General features: G+C 33.7%; 19 protein-coding genes and 1 pseudogene. 11 read left to right on the top strand and 9 right to left on the bottom strand.

Going from position 1 to position 17,982, the window contains the following annotated elements; all coding sequences use genetic code 11:
* Nucleotides 1-36 precede the first annotated feature (36 nt).
* On the bottom strand, nucleotides 37-495 hold the full coding sequence (locus AAHN00_RS13445) for a transposase (protein ID WP_342271568.1): 459 nt from the start codon (nucleotides 493-495) through the stop codon (nucleotides 37-39).
* Nucleotides 496-534: 39 nt separating this feature from the next.
* Here AAHN00_RS13445 and AAHN00_RS13440 point away from each other — a divergent pair, with 39 nt between their 5' ends.
* Complete coding sequence (locus AAHN00_RS13440) at nucleotides 535-1,515, top strand: transposase (protein WP_342271025.1); 981 nt, start codon at nucleotides 535-537, stop codon at nucleotides 1,513-1,515.
* 47 nt (nucleotides 1,516-1,562) lie between these two features.
* Here AAHN00_RS13440 and AAHN00_RS13435 read toward each other — a convergent pair whose 3' ends face one another.
* Together AAHN00_RS13435 and AAHN00_RS13430 are read right to left on the bottom strand one after the other, a co-directional pair.
* Nucleotides 1,563-2,825, bottom strand: a complete 1,263-nt coding sequence (locus AAHN00_RS13435) for an IS256 family transposase (RefSeq protein WP_342270914.1) — start codon at nucleotides 2,823-2,825, stop codon at nucleotides 1,563-1,565.
* 72 nt (nucleotides 2,826-2,897) lie between these two features.
* Nucleotides 2,898-3,461, bottom strand: a complete 564-nt coding sequence (locus AAHN00_RS13430) for a transposase (RefSeq protein ID WP_342271567.1) — start codon at nucleotides 3,459-3,461, stop codon at nucleotides 2,898-2,900.
* A gap of 234 nt (nucleotides 3,462-3,695) precedes the next feature.
* Between AAHN00_RS13430 and AAHN00_RS13425 the strand changes: the two genes are divergently transcribed.
* From AAHN00_RS13425 to AAHN00_RS13395, 7 genes are all read left to right on the top strand, one after another.
* Nucleotides 3,696-4,625 carry an AEC family transporter gene (locus AAHN00_RS13425; RefSeq protein ID WP_342271566.1) on the top strand — a complete coding sequence of 310 codons (930 nt, stop codon included), beginning with the start codon at nucleotides 3,696-3,698 and terminating at the stop codon, nucleotides 4,623-4,625.
* 111 nt (nucleotides 4,626-4,736) lie between these two features.
* Nucleotides 4,737-4,892, top strand: a complete 156-nt coding sequence (locus AAHN00_RS13420; protein ID WP_342271565.1) for a hypothetical protein — start codon at nucleotides 4,737-4,739, stop codon at nucleotides 4,890-4,892.
* A gap of 18 nt (nucleotides 4,893-4,910) precedes the next feature.
* Nucleotides 4,911-7,190: an NADP-dependent malic enzyme gene (locus tag AAHN00_RS13415; protein ID WP_342271564.1), complete on the top strand. Its 2,280-nt coding sequence runs from the start codon at nucleotides 4,911-4,913 to the stop codon at nucleotides 7,188-7,190.
* A 61-nt stretch (nucleotides 7,191-7,251) separates the two neighbouring features.
* Nucleotides 7,252-7,428 carry a twin transmembrane helix small protein gene (locus AAHN00_RS13410; RefSeq protein WP_341747906.1) on the top strand — a complete coding sequence of 59 codons (177 nt, stop codon included), beginning with the start codon at nucleotides 7,252-7,254 and terminating at the stop codon, nucleotides 7,426-7,428.
* A 76-nt stretch (nucleotides 7,429-7,504) separates the two neighbouring features.
* A complete protein-coding gene (parE, locus tag AAHN00_RS13405; protein WP_342271563.1) occupies nucleotides 7,505-9,487 on the top strand; it encodes a DNA topoisomerase IV subunit B in 1,983 nt (660 codons plus the stop codon).
* 42 nt (nucleotides 9,488-9,529) lie between these two features.
* A complete protein-coding gene (locus tag AAHN00_RS13400) occupies nucleotides 9,530-10,909 on the top strand; it encodes a S41 family peptidase (RefSeq protein ID WP_342259368.1) in 1,380 nt (459 codons plus the stop codon).
* Between the two features lie 470 nt (nucleotides 10,910-11,379).
* Nucleotides 11,380-12,870, top strand: coding sequence for a HAMP domain-containing sensor histidine kinase (locus AAHN00_RS13395; protein WP_342271562.1), 1,491 nt, complete (start codon nucleotides 11,380-11,382; stop codon nucleotides 12,868-12,870).
* Nucleotides 12,871-12,965: 95 nt separating this feature from the next.
* Here AAHN00_RS13395 and AAHN00_RS13390 read toward each other — a convergent pair whose 3' ends face one another.
* Nucleotides 12,966-13,178 (bottom strand): hypothetical protein, encoded by a 213-nt coding sequence (locus tag AAHN00_RS13390; RefSeq protein WP_342271561.1) that lies wholly within the window; start codon nucleotides 13,176-13,178, stop codon nucleotides 12,966-12,968.
* A gap of 14 nt (nucleotides 13,179-13,192) precedes the next feature.
* Here AAHN00_RS13390 and AAHN00_RS13385 point away from each other — a divergent pair, with 14 nt between their 5' ends.
* Both AAHN00_RS13385 and tnpB (AAHN00_RS13380) read left to right on the top strand, forming a co-directional pair.
* Nucleotides 13,193-13,618 carry a hypothetical protein gene (locus tag AAHN00_RS13385; RefSeq protein ID WP_342271560.1) on the top strand — a complete coding sequence of 142 codons (426 nt, stop codon included), beginning with the start codon at nucleotides 13,193-13,195 and terminating at the stop codon, nucleotides 13,616-13,618.
* Complete coding sequence (gene tnpB, locus AAHN00_RS13380) at nucleotides 13,606-13,794, top strand: IS66 family insertion sequence element accessory protein TnpB (RefSeq protein ID WP_342271559.1); 189 nt, start codon at nucleotides 13,606-13,608, stop codon at nucleotides 13,792-13,794. The genes AAHN00_RS13385 and tnpB (AAHN00_RS13380) overlap by 13 nt, the downstream gene beginning before the upstream one ends.
* Here tnpB (AAHN00_RS13380) and AAHN00_RS13375 read toward each other — a convergent pair.
* The gene (locus tag AAHN00_RS13375; protein WP_342271558.1) at nucleotides 13,721-13,894 is read right to left on the bottom strand and encodes a hypothetical protein; all 174 of its coding nucleotides are present in this window, start codon (nucleotides 13,892-13,894) and stop codon (nucleotides 13,721-13,723) included. The two genes, tnpB (AAHN00_RS13380) and AAHN00_RS13375, sit on opposite strands and share 74 nt — an antisense overlap.
* 122 nt (nucleotides 13,895-14,016) lie before the next feature.
* On the opposite strand from AAHN00_RS13375, the pseudogene tnpB (AAHN00_RS13370) reads away from it, so the two are divergent.
* Nucleotides 14,017-14,220, top strand: a pseudogene (gene tnpB, locus AAHN00_RS13370) (IS66 family insertion sequence element accessory protein TnpB); the annotation flags it as partial.
* Here tnpB (AAHN00_RS13370) and AAHN00_RS13365 read toward each other — a convergent pair.
* The 4 genes from AAHN00_RS13365 to AAHN00_RS13350 all read right to left on the bottom strand — a co-directional run bounded on the left by AAHN00_RS13365 (nucleotide 14,217) and on the right by AAHN00_RS13350 (nucleotide 17,533).
* Nucleotides 14,217-14,999 (bottom strand): IS66 family transposase, encoded by a 783-nt coding sequence (locus AAHN00_RS13365; RefSeq protein ID WP_342272557.1) that lies wholly within the window; start codon nucleotides 14,997-14,999, stop codon nucleotides 14,217-14,219. The pseudogene tnpB (AAHN00_RS13370) and the gene AAHN00_RS13365 sit on opposite strands and share 4 nt — an antisense overlap.
* Before the next feature lie 28 nt (nucleotides 15,000-15,027).
* A complete protein-coding gene (locus AAHN00_RS13360; protein ID WP_342271557.1) occupies nucleotides 15,028-15,393 on the bottom strand; it encodes a hypothetical protein in 366 nt (121 codons plus the stop codon).
* A 73-nt stretch (nucleotides 15,394-15,466) separates the two neighbouring features.
* Complete coding sequence (locus tag AAHN00_RS13355) at nucleotides 15,467-16,135, bottom strand: transposase (protein ID WP_342271556.1); 669 nt, start codon at nucleotides 16,133-16,135, stop codon at nucleotides 15,467-15,469.
* A gap of 75 nt (nucleotides 16,136-16,210) precedes the next feature.
* Nucleotides 16,211-17,533 (bottom strand): IS5 family transposase, encoded by a 1,323-nt coding sequence (locus tag AAHN00_RS13350; RefSeq protein WP_342271031.1) that lies wholly within the window; start codon nucleotides 17,531-17,533, stop codon nucleotides 16,211-16,213.
* Between the last annotated feature and the right edge of the window lie 449 nt (nucleotides 17,534-17,982).

Here is a 17,982-nt window from a genome sequence, read left to right as displayed (position 1 = left end):
TCAAAGGGTCATTTGAGTATACCAGGAGTTTCGCAGTTAGCAAAATTGCGAATCAGCTAAAAGGCATCTAATGTTGTTCTGAATTGATGTTTTTATAACTTCCCAAGTTTGTTGATATAAAGTAATTTTTTCATTTATCCTCCTTTTGTTCATATCGAGCCAAGCAAATACGGCAAGGCAAATATGATTTCTCTGAGCTCGACCCGTGCGTGCCTGACAGCGTTCAATACCACAAGTTTGTTTTAATTCTCGATGATAAACTTCTATAGACCACCGTGCCTTAACAATTTTCTCTATTTGTTCACGTGTTGGATTTTCTAAGTTAGTTGTTATGTAATCAATGCGACCATTTTTTGCCACAAACTTAAATACCGTAACCCAACCGTATCCACGTAGGTGAATTTTTAGTCCCTCATCAGGAATCTCTAAACTTTCTAAGCTAACATTATGATTAACTTTTCTATTTTTTCTTAGCAGGAGTTTCGCACTTAGCAAAAAATATGTTAATCTAGCAAGAAAGAGTTTTAGTTAAGCATGGCAAGATCAAAATGTAGCAAAGACTTATATAAATCATTTTTACAAGCAAGTAGCGTAAGATATAGTGGTAAAGCATTATCTGAAGTAAGTCCAATAAACCTATCTCATGATAGTGCAAGTCGATGGTTAAATAGTAAGGATTTCCGCCCTAGCGGGATCTACAGAGAAGTGTCAAAATATATTGATAGGGAAGCTTCTTGTTTATTAGTGGGAGATGACACGTTATTGTCAAAGCAATACAGTAAGAAAATTGAGCTTGTACATTATCAATATTCTGGAGCTGTACATGATGTTATACCTGGTATAGGGATGGTCAACTTACTGCATTACAATGCTAAAACTGATCAATCTACCCCTGTAGATTATAGAATATATGATAAAGAAACTGATGGAAAAACAAAGAATGAGCATTTTTGTGATATGCTTACTTTAGCTAAGGAAAGAGGGATCAATCCTGATGCAGTAGTAATGGATGCGTGGTATAGCGGTTTGGAGAATTTGAAACATATACGTAATTTAGGTTGGACATGGGTTAGTAACCTAAGAAAAAATAGAAAAGTTAATCATAATGTTAGCTTAGAAAGTTTAGAGATTCCTGATGAGGGACTAAAAATTCACCTACGTGGATACGGTTGGGTTACGGTATTTAAGTTTGTGGCAAAAAATGGTCGCATTGATTACATAACAACTAACTTAGAAAATCCAACACGTGAACAAATAGAGAAAATTGTTAAGGCACGGTGGTCTATAGAAGTTTATCATCGAGAATTAAAACAAACTTGTGGTATTGAACGCTGTCAGGCACGCACGGGTCGAGCTCAGAGAAATCATATTTGCCTTGCTGTATTTGCTTGGCTCGATATGAACAAAAGGAGGATAAATGAAAAAATTACTTTATATCAACAAACTTGGGAAGTTATAAAAACATCAATTCAGAACAACATTAGATGCCTTTTAGCTGATTCGCAATTTTGCTAACTCCGAAACTCCTGCTTAGGTGAGTCAATCATTTAATTTGTGTAAGTTCATTTTTTATTTTCCAATAAATCATATTTAAAATCTCCACAAAGTATTTCAAATTGATTTAAAGCTAAAGACCAATCTTTAATAGGCATGGTCCATTTTTTGGCTGCATTTTGTAGGGATAAAAATATTATTTTTTGAATTGACTTATCATCTGGAAACACCCCCTTATTTTTGATAATTTTTCTAATTTGACGATTTACAGATTCTATAGTGTTAGTAGTATAAATTACCTTTCTGATCTCTTCAGGAAAGGCAAAAAACGGTATTATCCCAGACCAATTACGTTGCCAAATATCAGAAATTACCGGATATTTTTTATCCCATTTTACACCAAATTGCTGAAGTTTTAAACGTGCCATTTCGTCATTATTAGCTGTATAAATTTGTTTTAGATCTGATGTGACCTCTTTTAAATCTTTATATGACACATACTTTACTGAATTGCGAACCATATGTACAATACATAATTGTACTATAGTACTCGGGAATACACTGCTTATAGCTTCTGGAAAGCCCTTTAAACCATCCACACAAGCAACATAAATTTGTTCAATTCCTCGATTCTTTAGCTCAGTAACTACTTGCATCCAAAATTTAGCACCTTCATTTTTGCCTATCCAAATGCCAAGTAACTCCTTTTTCCCTTCTATATTTACAGCAAGTGCTAAATATACTGCTTTATTTATTACTATGTGATTGTCTCTAGATTTTACATAGATACAGTCCAAGTATAATATTGGATACACCCTATCTAAACAACGATTTTGCCACCTAGTTACTTCTTCTATCACCCCATCTGTTATGGTGGATATCAAGTCACCAGATACATCAGTTTGATATATTTCTTCTAAATGCCCTCGGATCTCGCTGACTGTCATACCGCGACCATAAAGGGATATCACTTTCTCATCAAATCCATTAAATCTCCTCAGCCCTTTTGGTATTAATTGAGGATTATACTCTCCTTCCCGATCTCTTGGTACTTCTACTGTCAGCTTACGACCATCCCCATCAATTACTGTCTTCTCATAGCTACCATTACGACGATTATTATCTACTTTTGGCATCTTGCTATGTTTTGAATATCCTAATTCATGATCCAACTCACTTGCTAATATTTTCTCAACTATTTGCTTCTTTAGCTGTTGAAATAAACCATCTCGACCAAATAACTCCGATGGATCTGCTTTTGATAATAATTCTTCTACTAGCTGATTACTGATGTCTAATGTATCTTTATCTGTATCTAATTTTTTAGCCATAATTCCTCCTTGCTTGCTTAAGTTACTTTTTTTACAGTAATCTCTTACTGCTTTCTTTGCAACTTACACAAACTATAGGACAGACTCGCTTAGGTTACTAACCCATGTCCAACCTAAATTACGTATATGTTTCAAATTCTCCAAACCGCTATACCACGCATCCATTACTACTGCATCAGGATTGATCCCTCTTTCCTTAGCTAAAGTAAGCATATCACAAAAATGCTCATTCTTTGTTTTTCCATCAGTTTCTTTATCATATATTCTATAATCTACAGGGGTAGATTGATCAGTTTTAGCATTGTAATGCAGTAAGTTGACCATCCCTATACCAGGTATAACATCATGTACAGCTCCAGAATATTGATAATGTACAAGCTCAATTTTCTTACTGTATTGCTTTGACAATAACGTGTCATCTCCCACTAATAAACAAGAAGCTTCCCTATCAATATATTTTGACACTTCTCTGTAGATCCCGCTAGGGCGGAAATCCTTACTATTTAACCATCGACTTGCACTATCATGAGATAGGTTTATTGGACTTACTTCAGATAATGCTTTACCACTATATCTTACGCTACTTGCTTGTAAAAATGATTTATATAAGTCTTTGCTACATTTTGATCTTGCCATGCTTAACTAAAACTCTTTCTTGCTAGATTAACATATTTTTTGCTAAGTGCGAAACTCCTGTATACGTCTTGATTTGCAATCAAACTCTGATATTATGCGAGGTAAAATTTTAATCATAACACGCGAATTCGGCATAAGAATTTGTCAATTCTTATGCCGAATTGGGGTATAACATAATATTTACAGCCAATTGCTAATTGTCTAGCAATTGCTAATTGGGATAATTGTAAACTGATGAACGAAATCTTCTCTAGTACATTACCTGTTTTGTTGATTCCCTTGTTTGGTAGTATTATCAAAAGGAAATGGTTGACTTCTGAAGAATTTTGGCGAGGATTAGAGAAATTATCATATTTTTTTCTTTTCCCTATTATGCTTTTTAATAATATATCTGCAGCCGATTTAAATGCATCGTCTATAATAAAACTGGTATTTGCATTAATCATCTCCACCTCTATTATTTCTTTGGCTTTAATTATCTATCAGAAGAAAACCAATTTTGACAAGGTTCAGTTTACTTCAACTTTTCAAGGTGCAATACGTTTTAATAGTTATATATTTTTTGGTGTTAGTAGTCCTCTCTTGGGTCAGGAGGGACTTGCTATAGTATCTGTGATTTCATCCTATATGATCATTTTTACTAATATAATATCAGTAATGATTTTTGCACGTTATATCCCTGATAGTTCAGTAGCTAAGTCGCCTAAAGCTAGCTTTATATTGATACTTAAATTGATAGTACAAAATCCCTTGATTATAGCTAGTATAATTGGATTTCTTTTTAATTATTCTGGTTTAGAATTACATCTTGGTATAAAAAAAACCTTATCTAGCCTGTCCAACTCTGCTTTAGCTATAGGTATGCTAAATGTTGGGGCAAGTCTCAAATTTTTTATGCGTGGTGCTATTTTACAAAATGTATTGCTTACTAGTTTTGTTAAGTTAGTGGCTTTTCCTGTTGTCACAATAATTGTGTTGTCACTAATGTCAATAACTGGTACTGTTAAATCATTTGGTGTCCTGTATAGCTGTCTGCCGTGTGCTAGCACTGCTTACGTTCTATCACGCCAACTTGGTGGTGATCCAGAATCTATGGCATCAATCATTACGTTCACAACACTTTTTTCAATAGTATCATTGTCAGTTCTTATGTGGATGATATAACTAGTTAACCACTCTGCACTGCAAGTGCAGAGCTTAATATTACGGCATGAATGCCTCATGTATGTACTAACTTAAAAGTTAGAAACTATTTGTGTATGGCTCATTTAGAAAGTGTCACAACACAAAAAGAATATATCTGTGAAGTGTAAGATTTTGTTAAAAAATATCTTATCTTTTCTTGATAAGATATTTAAAATTTATGTTGAAACGACGCACTGCAAGTGCGGGGTTTTTCTCCCAAAGTGGGACAATAAACACTTGAAGTAATTAAGAAGGAATAACATCATGGGTGAAATGAATAAAATAAATTATCTCAAAGCCTTAGAATATCATCAAAAAGGTAAGCCAGGCAAAATTGCTATTGTGACAACTAAGCCTTTGGATACTGCACATGACTTGGCTTTGGCTTATTCGCCAGGGGTAGCAGCTCCGTGTCTTGAAATTGCGAAAAATATAGATGATATTTATAAATATACTGCTAGAGGCAACTTAGTTGCTGTAATAACTAACGGTACGGCAGTTCTTGGTCTTGGTAGTATAGGGGCAGCTGCGTCGAAACCTGTAATGGAAGGAAAAGCCGTTTTATTCAAGAACTTTGCGGATATTGATTCTATTGATCTTGAAATAGATACGACTAACCCTGATGAGTTTGTTAATGCAGTAAAATATCTTAATTACAGTTTTGGAGGCATTAATTTAGAAGATATTAAATCTCCTGAATGTTTTATAATTGAAGAAAAATTAAAAAGCTGTATGCAGATACCTGTTTTTCATGATGATCAGCATGGCACAGCTATTATTGTTGCTGCAGGTTTAATTAATGCAGCTTATCTTACCAATCGTTCATTTGATAGTCTAAAAATTGTCGTAAGTGGTGCAGGGGCAGCGGCAATTGCTTGCATTGAATTACTAATTGCTCTTAGTGTAGACAAAAAAAATGTTATACTATGTGATAAAATGGGGGTAGTTTACCAAGGTCGGCAAGAAGGCATGAACAAATGGAAAGAATTATATGCAGTCGAGACCGATCTTAGAACTCTGAGTGATGCTATGAAGTCAGCCGATGTATTCCTTGGTTTATCTGTTAAAGGAACAGTATCTAAAGAAATGGTAGCTAGCATGGCTGCAAATCCTATCATTTTTGCCATGGCTAATCCAGACCCAGAGATTACTCCGGAGGATATACAGCTAGTTAGAAGCGATGCAATCATTGCTACTGGACGCTCTGATTATAATAATCAGATTAATAATGTTATGGGATTTCCATATATTTTCCGTGGAGCTTTAGATGTTAGAGCTACTACTATTAATCAGGAAATGAAAATAGCGGCAGCAACTTCTTTAGCTGAATTAGCAAGACAAGCTGTTCCGAATGAAGTTTATAAAGCATATCCTGGTAAGAAAATGGTTTTTGGTCCAAATTACATAATTCCTGTACCATTTGATCCAAGATTAATTACCACTGTTCCGGTAGCGGTAGCTAAAGCTGCCATAGATAGTGGGGTTGCTAAAATTACCGAATTTGATGTTAAGAATTATGCAAAGGAGCTGGAAAATAGGTTAAATCCTACCTCTCATTACATGAATCTATTATTTGAGAGAATTCAACAATCAACACCTCAAAGAATAGTTTTTGCTGAAGGTGAGGAGGAAGAGGTAATTATAGCTGCTATGAGTATGCGGGATGCTTCGTATGCTCATCCTATCCTAGTTGGTAGATCTGATAAAATATCTGCTGTTTTAAATAGAATAGGTATGAATTATGATTTAGATGGTATTACCATAATGAATGCTGCTATTAACCAAAATCTTGATAAATATATAGATACTCTTTCTAGCCGGTTACAGCGTAAAGGTTACTTATACCGTGACTGTGCTAGACTAGTTAAAAGTGATAGAAATATATTTTCAGCTATCATGGTAGCTTGTGGCGATGCTGATTGTATGGTTACTGGTGTAACAAAGAGCTATTATAGTAGCTTAGAGGATATTATGAAGGTAATGGAAGCCAAAGAAAATAACAGAATTTTAGGTTATTCCATTCTGATTGCCAAGGAGCATAATATAATTATTGCTGATAATAGTGTGGCTGAACTGCCAAATGAGCAAGATCTTGTAGAAATAACCTTGCAGACTGCTAATATAGCAAAAAATATGGGAATGACACCAAAGGTTGCACTACTTTCCTTCTCAACTTTTGGTAATCCAATGAGAGAAAAGGCAAATAGAGTACGGGAAGCTGTTAGAATTTTAGATAGTATGAGTCTAGATTTTGAATATGATGGCGAAATGTCAGCTAATGTTGCTCTGAACCTTAATCGTAATTCATATAAGTTTTGTAGGCTATCAGGTCCTGCTAATGTATTAATTATGCCCGGTCTACATTCGGCTGCAATATCAACACAATTGTTGCAAGAATTAGCTGGAGGTGTTTTTATAGGACCAATAATTAATGGTTTTGAATATCCGGTACAAATAGTACAAATGGGAGCGTCAGCAAGTGAGATAACAAAAATTGCCACATTTGCCTGTATAGATGCAATAAATCTCTTGAACGAAAGATAATTAATTTTCGGATTTTATATTATTTATGAATAGGTTATAATAACTCTTTCGAGGAATTTTAATGATATATACGTTAATTGCTTTAAGCTTGACTACATTAGTCTTAGTGATAGGGATTGTTTCTATGGCTATTGGTGGGAAATTTGATAAAAAATTTAGCTCAAAATTAATGTCACTACGGGTTATATTTCAGGCAGTTGCTGTATGTTTGCTTGCTTTTCTCTATCTTTCAAAATAGTGCAAAAGGCTCTATAGTAGTGGCTTTCACCTTTTGCACAAATTTTACCCAAAAACTTGTAAGTTAATGCCATAATATGTCTGATCTATTTAGTTTTAATGATAAAAAGCCTAAAATTAATAATTCATATACTGCAAAAGATATTGAAGTATTAGAAGGGCTTGAACCTGTACGCAAGCGTCCTGGTATGTATATTGGCGGAACAGACGAAAATGCTATGCATCATCTTGTTTCGGAAGTACTGGATAATGCTATGGATGAAGCTGTTGCTGGTTTTGCTAACATTATAACCATAAAAATGCATGTGAATAACAGTATCACTATTTCTGATAATGGTAGAGGAATTCCTGTCGATAATCACCCCAAATTTCCTGAAAAATCTGCTTTGGAGGTGATTCTAACTCAGCTCCACTCGGGAGGTAAATTTGCGAATAATGTATACCAAACAGCAGGTGGATTACACGGAGTTGGTATTTCTGTTGTTAATGCTTTATCTGACTATTTAGAAGTTAAAGTGTACAAGCAGGGTAAATTATTTAAGCAATCTTATTCTAAAGGGCATAAATTGAATGATTTAGAAAGCGAAGATGTTGCAAAAAAATTAAAGGGAACATCTATACACTTTCATCCTGACCTAGAAATTTTTGGTGAAAAATCGTGTTTTTCTCCTAAAAAAATATACGAATTAGCTAAATCAAAAGCCTATTTGTACAGGGGAGTAATGATAGAGTGGCAATGTGAGATTGAGACTAAAAGTGATGTACCGACAACAGCCCTGATCCATTTTCCAGATGGTTTGAAGGATTATTTAATATCAAAAATAAATCATGACGATTTAGTTAGTGGAGAGATTTTTTGTGGTAATATTGACTGGGACCAAGATCAGGTAAAAGTGGAATGGGCAATTGCTTGGAATAAAAATGAATACCAACCCTTCATACAATCATATTGTAACACTATTCCCACCCCCCTTGGTGGAACTCATGAACAAGGTTTGCGTAATGCATTACTTCGCGGCTTAAAAATATACGGCGAGATGATAGGTAATAAAAAAACAACTCTACTTACTATTGAAGATATTCTTGAAACTTCTTCTATTGTTCTCTCTATCTTTATCCAAGATCCAATATTTCAAGGACAAACAAAAGAAAAATTGGTTTCACTAGGGGTTAATAAAATAGTAGAAAACATTATTAAGGACCATTTCGATCATTGGTTGAGTAGTAATAAAGTAGCCGCAAACCAATTAGTTAAGCATATAGTCAATATTGCTGAATTCCGAATAAATAAGCGTAATGAAAAAAATACCTTACGTAAAACTGCTACACAGAAATTGCGACTACCAGGTAAATTAGCCGATTGTACAAGAACGTCTTCTAATGGGACGGAGCTATTTTTGGTTGAGGGAGATTCAGCTGGAGGATCAGCTAAGCAGGCAAGAGATCGAGAAACACAAGCTATTTTGCCTCTTCGGGGCAAAATCCTAAATGTTGCCAATGCGACTCTAGAAAAGATTACTAATAATCAAGAAATTCAAGATCTAGAAGTGGCACTAGCATGCGGTAGCCTTAAAAATTACCGAGAAGAAAATTTACGTTATGAGAAAATAATAATTATGACAGATGCTGATGTTGACGGAGCTCACATCGCCTCACTGTTAATGACGTTTTTTTACCTTCGTATGCCAAAGCTAGTATCATCGGGTCATTTATATATTGCAAAACCACCACTTTATCGACTAACACAGTCTAATAAAACTTACTATGCAATAAATGATCAACAAAAGACTGATTTAACTGCTAGATTATTAAAAAATAGTAAAGCTAAAATAGACATTGGTAGATTTAAGGGACTGGGGGAAATGATGCCAGCTCAGTTAAAAGAAACAACAATGAATCCAAAAAATAGGTCACTTTTAAAAGTTACTATAGATGATTTTGATAATATTGCTAAGATGGTAGACAATCTTATGGGCAAGAAACCAGAAAAACGTTTCCAGTTTATTTATGATCAGGCTTTAATTAAAATGGATACTATTATAAACAATCTAGATATTTAAAATTGTGTCATCTACCAACTACTTATAAATTACAGGAGTACTATGTTCTTACGTTTAATTACAATATTATTATCAAGTTCTATCATTTTTTCTAATATAACATTTGCTGAAGAAGTAAAGAAGAAAGAATTACCAAATTCAGCTTATTTAAAACAATTCCAAGATATCTTTGAACGTGTTAATAGAGACTATGTCCAAGATCCTGAAAAACAAAAAATGACTGATGCAGCTATAGAAGGCATGTTAACTTCGCTAGATCCTCATTCTAACTACATTACTGATGAGGATCTAGAATATTTTCTTGACCACACTAAAGGAGAATTTGGAGGTATTGGTGTTGAAGTGCAGTATGACAATGGTGCTATCAAAGTCATTTCCCCTATTGATGATTTACCAGCTTATAAGGCAGGTATAAAAGCTGGAGACTATATTGTGGGGGTTAATGATGAGTTGGTATCAAATTTGGGATTTAATAAAGCGGTCAGAGAGATGCGTGGAGAACCAGGGGCAAAGGTAAAATTATTGGTAATCACGGAAGGTGAAAGCAAGCCAAAGGAACTTGAACTTACTAGAGAAATAGTTACAATTACACCAGTAAAAGCCCATTTAGAAAGAAATAATATCGCTTACGTAAGGATAGGGAGTTTTAATGAACATACTATTGCAGAATTAAAAAAATCTATAAAAACTTTAAAAAATGAAAGTAAAAATGGTCTAAAAGGTATTATCTTAGACCTACGTAATAATGGTGGTGGTTTGTTAGATCAGGCTGTTGCGGTTAGCGAATATTTTATTGATTCTGGGGTAATCGTTACTACCAAAGGCAGAAGCAAAAATAGTAACTCGGTATTGACTAGCAATAAATTTGCAGAAAAAGCACCATCTGTCCCGATTGTTGCTCTTATTAATGTTGGATCTGCTTCAGCTGCAGAAATCGTAGCTGGTGCATTGCAAGATCATAAAAAAGCAGTAATACTTGGAACAAAATCTTTTGGTAAAGGGTCCGTGCAAAGCTTTGCTACAATTAGTCCTAGAGCTGCTATAAAGCTTACAACAGCTAAATATTACACTCCTAGTGGTCGTTCAATTCAAGCAGAGGGTATTGAACCTGACATAGTGGTTGAGATGGCAGAAGTTAAGTATCCCGAAACAAAATCAATAGATAAGAGATTTTCTGAATCTTCTCTAAAGAATTATCTAAAAAACGATAATAATAAAAATGATGATAAAAAAGTAGATACTACAGATAAAAATAAAGAACTTATTAAGAAAACAGATGATACTACAAAAAATACCAAACCAAAAAATACTCTAGAACAATTATCTGATCTTTATAAAAAAGATTATCAATTTGCTAGAGCTTATGATTTAATTATGGGATTAATCTTGACTAATAAAAGTAGCAATGAATTGAAAAAATAAAGGGTATACTCAGGTAGAACTTCAAGAATTGGCGTTGTCGTGTCTAAAGATCGAAGCTGCTCCGTTACTCATGTACGCTACGCTGCTCGACTTTACTACTGCTAGCTCTTCTTGAAGTTATACTATCGTCTACCAACTCTTCATTTACGAATAGTATACAATGGGTAGGGTAATTGGGCATAACTGTTGAAAGTTAAAAAATCGTCTATTAGCGAAGCGTTGTTGTAAGGCTTAAACCGTCTATTAGCGAGCGAACGTACGTGAGCGTGGGGCAATCCATGAAACTTGTCATATAGATTGCTTCGTCGACCTTATGGTCTCCTCGCAATGACATGCTAGACTCTTAAGTTGACGCCTATGCGAATTCGTGTGATTAGGAATGATAAGGTTACAAAGGAAATATCAGCTATTAGTTATGACTTTAATATTGTCCTGTGTCTATATGTGTAAGTAATATATGTGCAAACCTAATGATTCAAAATAAATATATTGTTAGACTGTCATCCATTGGCTTATTTATAAACATTATTGTAAATATGATTTACTATCGTTACTTCATTATTGAAGAAATGATTTTAAAGCAAGTCGGAGAAACAAATATTAAAATAGCTGATGTTTATACAAAAAATGTTTGGGATAGGAATAGAACTGCTGTAGATAAGATACATGAATTTGGTTATATAAATTTATTACAAGATACAGATTTTATTAGGTTTGCAACTACTTCAGTTGATATTTTTGTTAATCTTAATGCCTATATTTCTTTATATGATCTACAAGGTAATAAAATTATAACTAGTTCGGCAATTCAAGTAACAAGTCACATAAATTTTCCTGAAGATACTCTGTATCAAAAAATTCTTACCAAAATTGATAGATATTTTTTAAAAGAATTGAGTATAGAACAAGCCTTTAACAAAGCTTTTAAAGGGATAACAACTCATCTATTAATTCCTAGAGCCATGTTACATATATCAGGGGAGGTAAAGAAAGCATCTTGTATAACAAGTTATATCCCAATAATAAACCGTGATCCATTGAACTATCCTGTTGATGGTGTATTAGAGATACATACCAATATTACTAGTTTATGGGCAAGTATTATAGAGCTTGAAAGAAAAGTATTATTAACTTTTATTATCATTTTGGTAATATTTTTAGTTATAGTTATGAGCAACACAAATTATGCACAAAAAATTATAGACCGACAATTTGAGGCTAATAAAGCATTAGAGGAAGCAGTAACTAAGGTTAGAAATGAAAGTTCTGCTCATACTAAATTTTTTGCCAATGTTAGTCATGAGCTGCGTACCCCTCTAAATGCTATTATAGGTTTTTCAGAAATTATGATGTCTACACCTTACAATAAGGAACATGATGTTTATGTAAAAGATATTCATAACGCAGGCAAGCATTTACTAGGTATAATAACCGATATATTAGACTTGTCAAAAGCATCTGCTGACAAGCTATTAGTTGATTTTGTAGAGTTAGACCTAAATAAATTAATTACTTCTACTATAAGGATAATGAAACCAAGAGCTGACCAAGCGAATGTAGCATTAATTGAAAAACTACCAAAAGATCATATTATTATAAAAGCAGATCCCAAAAGGCTTAAACAAGTATTTTTTAACCTTTTATCTAATTCTATAAAATTCACCAACGCATTAGGTTCTATAACAATTCATGCTGAAAAAAATGAATCTCAAGGACTAGTTTATGTACAAGTTATAGATACTGGTATAGGAATTGATGAGAAAGATATTCCAAAAGTACTCTCAACATTTGGTCAAATTGATAGTGCCGTTGGCAGAAAATATCAAGGGACTGGTCTTGGTTTACCACTCACTCGAAAGTTGGTTGAACTAATGAGAGGTAAATTTGATCTACAAAGTAAAATAGGTATAGGTACAACTGTAACACTAACTTTTGCTTATGATAGTAGTATAGAACAATAACTACCCCAATGTTGCGAATGCAGGTGTATGATTATTTGACTATATTTAATGGAGAACGAGCCTTTCTAATTAAGTGTGTAAATTTTTCATAGGGCTTAAATTCTACCTTCAAATTTTATCAAAAAGTGAGCCATAGCTGCGTTCCAGTTTGGAATCGGCATAACCCATTTCTTGGTCATATAATCAATTGCCAAATACAAGGTCTTAAAAACGGCATTATCATTTGGAAAAACCCGTTTATTCGTATACCTGCAGCAAAACTGCATAACTTTATCTAATGTTTTTGCTAGTATGAATTTTTTATACATTTGGGTTTCATACTATGCAAATACCATCAATTACTATTGAGCAAGTAGCTCAGCAATTTAAAGCCTGGCGTCAAACTAAAACTAATAAGTTTGATCCTATACCAAACCATCTAAAGGAATTAGTTTACCAATTACTCCATCATTATTCTTACCAAGAGATAGCTAAACATCTTAATATTAATAAAGCAACAATCAGTTCAATTAAAAAAGTCCATGAGCCTACCCTCAAAACTTCTCCTGTCTCAACTTCAAATCAAGCTCTACAACAAAATATTAATTTTCTCCCATTTCAACTATTAAATTCTATAGATACCGATCCTGTAGCTGCCCCCAAACAAAATCACTATACTTGTCACATTATTAAACCAAATGGTACCAAACTTATTATCCAAACACTAGAACCAAAAACCATAATTCAGACATTTTTATGCTGCAACTAACCCCGGCGTCAGTTATTTTTGTTGCCACTATTGCCATCGATTTTCGCAAGGGTATCGATGGCTTAATCGCTGTTTGTAGACAAAAACTTTCTTCTGACCCTCTTAATGGTTCCTTGTTTTTATTGTCCCACTTTGGGAGAAAAACCCCGCACTTGCAGTGCGTCGTTTCAACATAAATTTTAAATATCTTATCAAGAAAAGATAAGAATGAATCATACAGATATTTTTTAACAAAATCTTACACTTCACAGATATATTCTTTTTGTGTTGTGACACTTTCTAAATGAGCCATACACAAATAGTTTCTAACTTTTAAGTTAGTACATACATGAGGCATTCATGCCGTAATATTAAGCTCTGCACTTGCAGTGCAGAGTGGTTAACTCTATAATAAAAACAGAACTGCCATTAAAATTTTGTCCTTTGACGGTCAAGGCTTTTGGCTATGCTCTAAACGCCTATCCAAAGGTAAATTTACCGCAAAACTTTTCCCATCTGATAATTCATCTTATCAAATTTGTTATAGAACCTTACACATTCTTATTCATAATGGTGATCCTAGTTCTGCCAAATTCTCTAATGATTGGCTTCCTGTCGTTTAAGCTGCTGTCTCGATTAATTCCGTATTATTCATATATCTTGCATAGGCAAAAGGCGTATAATTCGCAGGACGCTTCTTTGCTTTGCTACTCTGCTCTTGTAGCCAATTTAAATATTTAAAGGCATTGATCTCGTTCTCACTACAAGTCTTTACTATACTATACAGACCACTATGTATCTCAGCACTATTGATTGTTTTAAAGAATAATGAATTCTTCCTTTGTAAAATAATGGTACGCAGTGATCTCTCAGCCCAATTATTATCAAGATTGCTAACTGGGATTTTTAAAAATTGGGTCAAACCTTCTTTATTATTTATCCAATATTTCATAGCTTGTCCAAGCCTACTATTAGGCTCAACTTTCTTGTCGTTAAATAATTCGTCTATTTTGTTATATATGTTTTCTATATATTTACTGCTATGTTCCTGATGATACCCAAGTTTTTCTTCAGGACTCATCTCTTTACATTGATGTTCATTGTGGTAAATCCCTCGTGTTTGTTTGAGAAAATATCCGCATTCTTCAGGGTAATATAGTTCATTCTCTGTAAATTTTCTCTGACCATGTGACAAACAATTGATCATCACTATTATTGCCAGTAATTCTTGATCTGCTTCTGATAATACCGGGTTATTATTGTTACTTGCGTCAGTCATTAATTGGATAGAATCTGTTCTATTCTTACGATTCTTTAGTACGTTACCTATATTTTCTCCACCATGCCTATTACCGGTAAAATATAAAACTATCACCTCATTATTTGCAGTCTTAGCACATATTGTAGTAGTATAACAGCTGCGTCCTTTCTTATTTTGAGTACGTAATTTCTAAAATCCTAGCTCTAGTATCATCAAGGTTCAGTGAACTACATTCGGCAGCCATTTCCAATAATACCCCGTAAATTTCAGCTCCACCACCTTCTTGCCAAACATCTAAATATTGTTGCCAGAGCGAGCTATATGCCACAGGAACACCACTGAAACTTTGCAGCCTAGATAAACGGTAGAAAGGAGTACCATAGGTCTTTTGTAACACTATTGCACTTCTGCTACTATTTGTCCATTTGTTGATATTTTTATTGTTCATAACTATATAATCACAAGCATTACAACGTAGCGTTTTCTTTACATATCTGTTGACTGTAATTGGAGCATTACCTGTAAATTGTAGCAATTTTCTAGCTTCACTATTATATAGTTTGCCATTACAACAGTGAGGACAGCTATCACCACCAGGAGTTTCGCAGTTAGCAAAATTGCGAATCAGCTAAAAGGCATCTAATGTTGTTCTGAATTGATGTTTTTATAACTTCCCAAGTTTGTTGATATAAAGTAATTTTTTCATTTATCCTCCTTTTGTTCATATCGAGCCAAGCAAATACGGCAAGGCAAATATGATTTCTCTGAGCTCGACCCGTGCGTGCCTGACAGCGTTCAATACCACAAGTTTGTTTTAATTCTCGATGATAAACTTCTATAGACCACCGTGCCTTAACAATTTTCTCTATTTGTTCACGTGTTGGATTTTCTAAGTTAGTTGTTATGTAATCAATGCGACCATTTTTTGCCACAAACTTAAATACCGTAACCCAACCGTATCCACGTAGGTGAATTTTTAGTCCCTCATCAGGAATCTCTAAACTTTCTAAGCTAACATTATGATTAACTTTTCTATTTTTTCTTAGGTTACTAACCCATGTCCAACCTAAATTACGTATATGTTTCAAATTCTCCAAACCGCTATACCACGCATCCATTACTACTGCATCAGGATTGATCCCTCTTTCCTTAGCTAAAGTAAGCATATCACAAAAATGCTCATTCTTTGTTTTTCCATCAGTTTCTTTATCATATATTCTATAATCTACAGGGGTAGATTGATCAGTTTTAGCATTGTAATGCAGTAAGTTGACCATCCCTATACCAGGTATAACATCATGTACAGCTCCATTTTTTTTAATCGTTTAGCAAGTTTTTTAATGATAATTTTTTTATGTAGAGTTAGGCATGATGTGTAAATGATTGGCAATACATCGTAAATTCAAACCTATAGCAGAGATTATTGGATTGATCACATCTCCTATCACACCCTTCAAGAAGTTTCTGCCCATCCTGCCATATTGTTTCAAATGCCCTATTATTGGTTCTATAGCACTGCGTCTCCTGATCATACACTTGTCTTCTTTCAATAACTTTTTCCGAGTTTTTGGGGTATATACCTTACTCTTCTCTTTAACATTGCTGCCAGTATAACCAAGATCAACAAACGATTTTTTTATCTTTATTCCAGTTACATTTTCTACCGCTTCAAAACTCTGCTGCAATGTATGACCATCATAAGGATTATTATGAAACGATTTTGCTGACAGTACAAAATTTCTACGACCACTGACTACTACCGCAACTTTATTGCCAAACTCATATGGCTTGTTTCGTTTTCCCTTCCCTATACACTCTACCTCAGGGGCATGAAAACTATACAATATTTTATTCTGTTCTTTGTATTGCTTTTTCTCTTCTCTTTTTAAAACAGATTGGCTATGTATTTGTTTTACTTTTTTCAATACTTCTTGATCTCTGATAGATAAGTTTAATTTCTGATTTTTTATCTCACGCTCACATATTCTAACCAAACGACCAAGTAACGTTTTTAAATGCTTCATTATTTTCCAACGCTTCTTGGCTTTGCTATGCTCTTTATACTTCCAGAGCTTTATTATATCTCGCTTATAGGTTCTAGCGTAGGTTTCGTTTAAACTTATACCCAAACTTTGGCAAAGCTTCACAATACTAAGCCTAGCTTTATCCATTAAATAAACATCATGTGGGTGCTTGATATTCTTAATTTGTACCGTTGTATCAGCAATTATCAATTCCAAATCTTTTTTTTTAATTGTGTTAGTTCTTATTCCAACTCTTATCAACTCTGCTAATATCTCGTTATATCCAGATTCACCTAATAAATTACGAAATCTTCTTATGCTAGTTTCCGACATCGCTATATCTGTTTCTATATATTCCCACCCACAGAAATATTGCCAATACATGTTTTCTTTTAGTTCTTCCTCTGCTAATGAATCTGAAAAATTATACATTGCTTGTAGCATCGTTACACCAAGCATCACTCTATGACATTTTCTATTTCTACCAAATCTCTTAATAGAAACATTTTTTGATAACCATTCTTCTAGACCAGACCAATTTATTAATTCTCTTAATTTATATAGCTTATTATTTGAGTTTAATTCTTCTTTTAATTTATAACCAAAAAGTTTTCCTTGTTTTTGTGATTTGATAATATTTTCTATTGGCATATTGACTGAAATCCATAAGGTTTATTAGCATATTTTAACATTTTCTTATGGATTTCTTTATTATTTTCTGCCATTAAACCCTATTATCTATAAGACTTATAGAGTTTTGCCGGACAGACTTTATAGTCACCTTTTTGGTTAAAACCCCCAGCTTCGGCTGGGAAAGACTTCAGTCCTTGTTCTAATATTTCAATTCACTATAACTTGAATATATGATATTTTAATATACATAAGAGCAAGCTCTTCATGTATATTAAAATATCATATATGATAGATTATAACAAGACTAGCCACACTGTATTTTACCATCGCTTTCATGTTGTTTGGATCACTAAATATCGCTACAAAAGTATTGCAGGGTAACTTATAAGAATTAGGATCAGAGAGATAGCACAGGCATTAGTAATATCTCTTTAGAGTAATAGCGACTTCCAGTCTAGATATCAACC

Origin of the sequence: Candidatus Tisiphia endosymbiont of Parasteatoda lunata (genome assembly GCF_964030955.1) — a bacterium.
In the GTDB taxonomy this organism is placed as follows: Bacteria; Pseudomonadota; Alphaproteobacteria; order Rickettsiales; family Rickettsiaceae; genus Tisiphia.
This window is presented reverse-complemented; position numbering and strand designations above follow the sequence as displayed.

What these genes read in the sequence shown, in the direction of transcription:
- AAHN00_RS13385 (WP_342271560.1), top strand. Translation starts at nt 13,193, where the DNA reads ATGCAAATACCATCAATTACTATTGAGCAAGTAGCTCAGCAATTTAAA.
- AAHN00_RS13395 (WP_342271562.1), top strand. Translation starts at nt 11,380, where the DNA reads ATGATTCAAAATAAATATATTGTTAGACTGTCATCCATTGGCTTATTT.
- AAHN00_RS13400 (WP_342259368.1), top strand. Translation starts at nt 9,530, where the DNA reads ATGTTCTTACGTTTAATTACAATATTATTATCAAGTTCTATCATTTTT.
- AAHN00_RS13435 (WP_342270914.1), bottom strand. Translation starts at nt 2,825, where the DNA reads ATGGCTAAAAAATTAGATACAGATAAAGATACATTAGACATCAGTAAT.
- AAHN00_RS13355 (WP_342271556.1), bottom strand. Translation starts at nt 16,135, where the DNA reads ATGGTCAACTTACTGCATTACAATGCTAAAACTGATCAATCTACCCCT.
- AAHN00_RS13410 (WP_341747906.1), top strand. Translation starts at nt 7,252, where the DNA reads ATGATATATACGTTAATTGCTTTAAGCTTGACTACATTAGTCTTAGTG.
- AAHN00_RS13390 (WP_342271561.1), bottom strand. Translation starts at nt 13,178, where the DNA reads ATGTATAAAAAATTCATACTAGCAAAAACATTAGATAAAGTTATGCAG.
- AAHN00_RS13425 (WP_342271566.1), top strand. Translation starts at nt 3,696, where the DNA reads ATGAACGAAATCTTCTCTAGTACATTACCTGTTTTGTTGATTCCCTTG.
- parE (WP_342271563.1), top strand. Translation starts at nt 7,505, where the DNA reads ATGTCTGATCTATTTAGTTTTAATGATAAAAAGCCTAAAATTAATAAT.
- AAHN00_RS13440 (WP_342271025.1), top strand. Translation starts at nt 535, where the DNA reads ATGGCAAGATCAAAATGTAGCAAAGACTTATATAAATCATTTTTACAA.
- AAHN00_RS13415 (WP_342271564.1), top strand. Translation starts at nt 4,911, where the DNA reads ATGGGTGAAATGAATAAAATAAATTATCTCAAAGCCTTAGAATATCAT.
- AAHN00_RS13350 (WP_342271031.1), bottom strand. Translation starts at nt 17,533, where the DNA reads ATGCCAATAGAAAATATTATCAAATCACAAAAACAAGGAAAACTTTTT.
- AAHN00_RS13430 (WP_342271567.1), bottom strand. Translation starts at nt 3,461, where the DNA reads ATGGCAAGATCAAAATGTAGCAAAGACTTATATAAATCATTTTTACAA.
- tnpB (WP_342271559.1), top strand. Translation starts at nt 13,606, where the DNA reads ATGCTGCAACTAACCCCGGCGTCAGTTATTTTTGTTGCCACTATTGCC.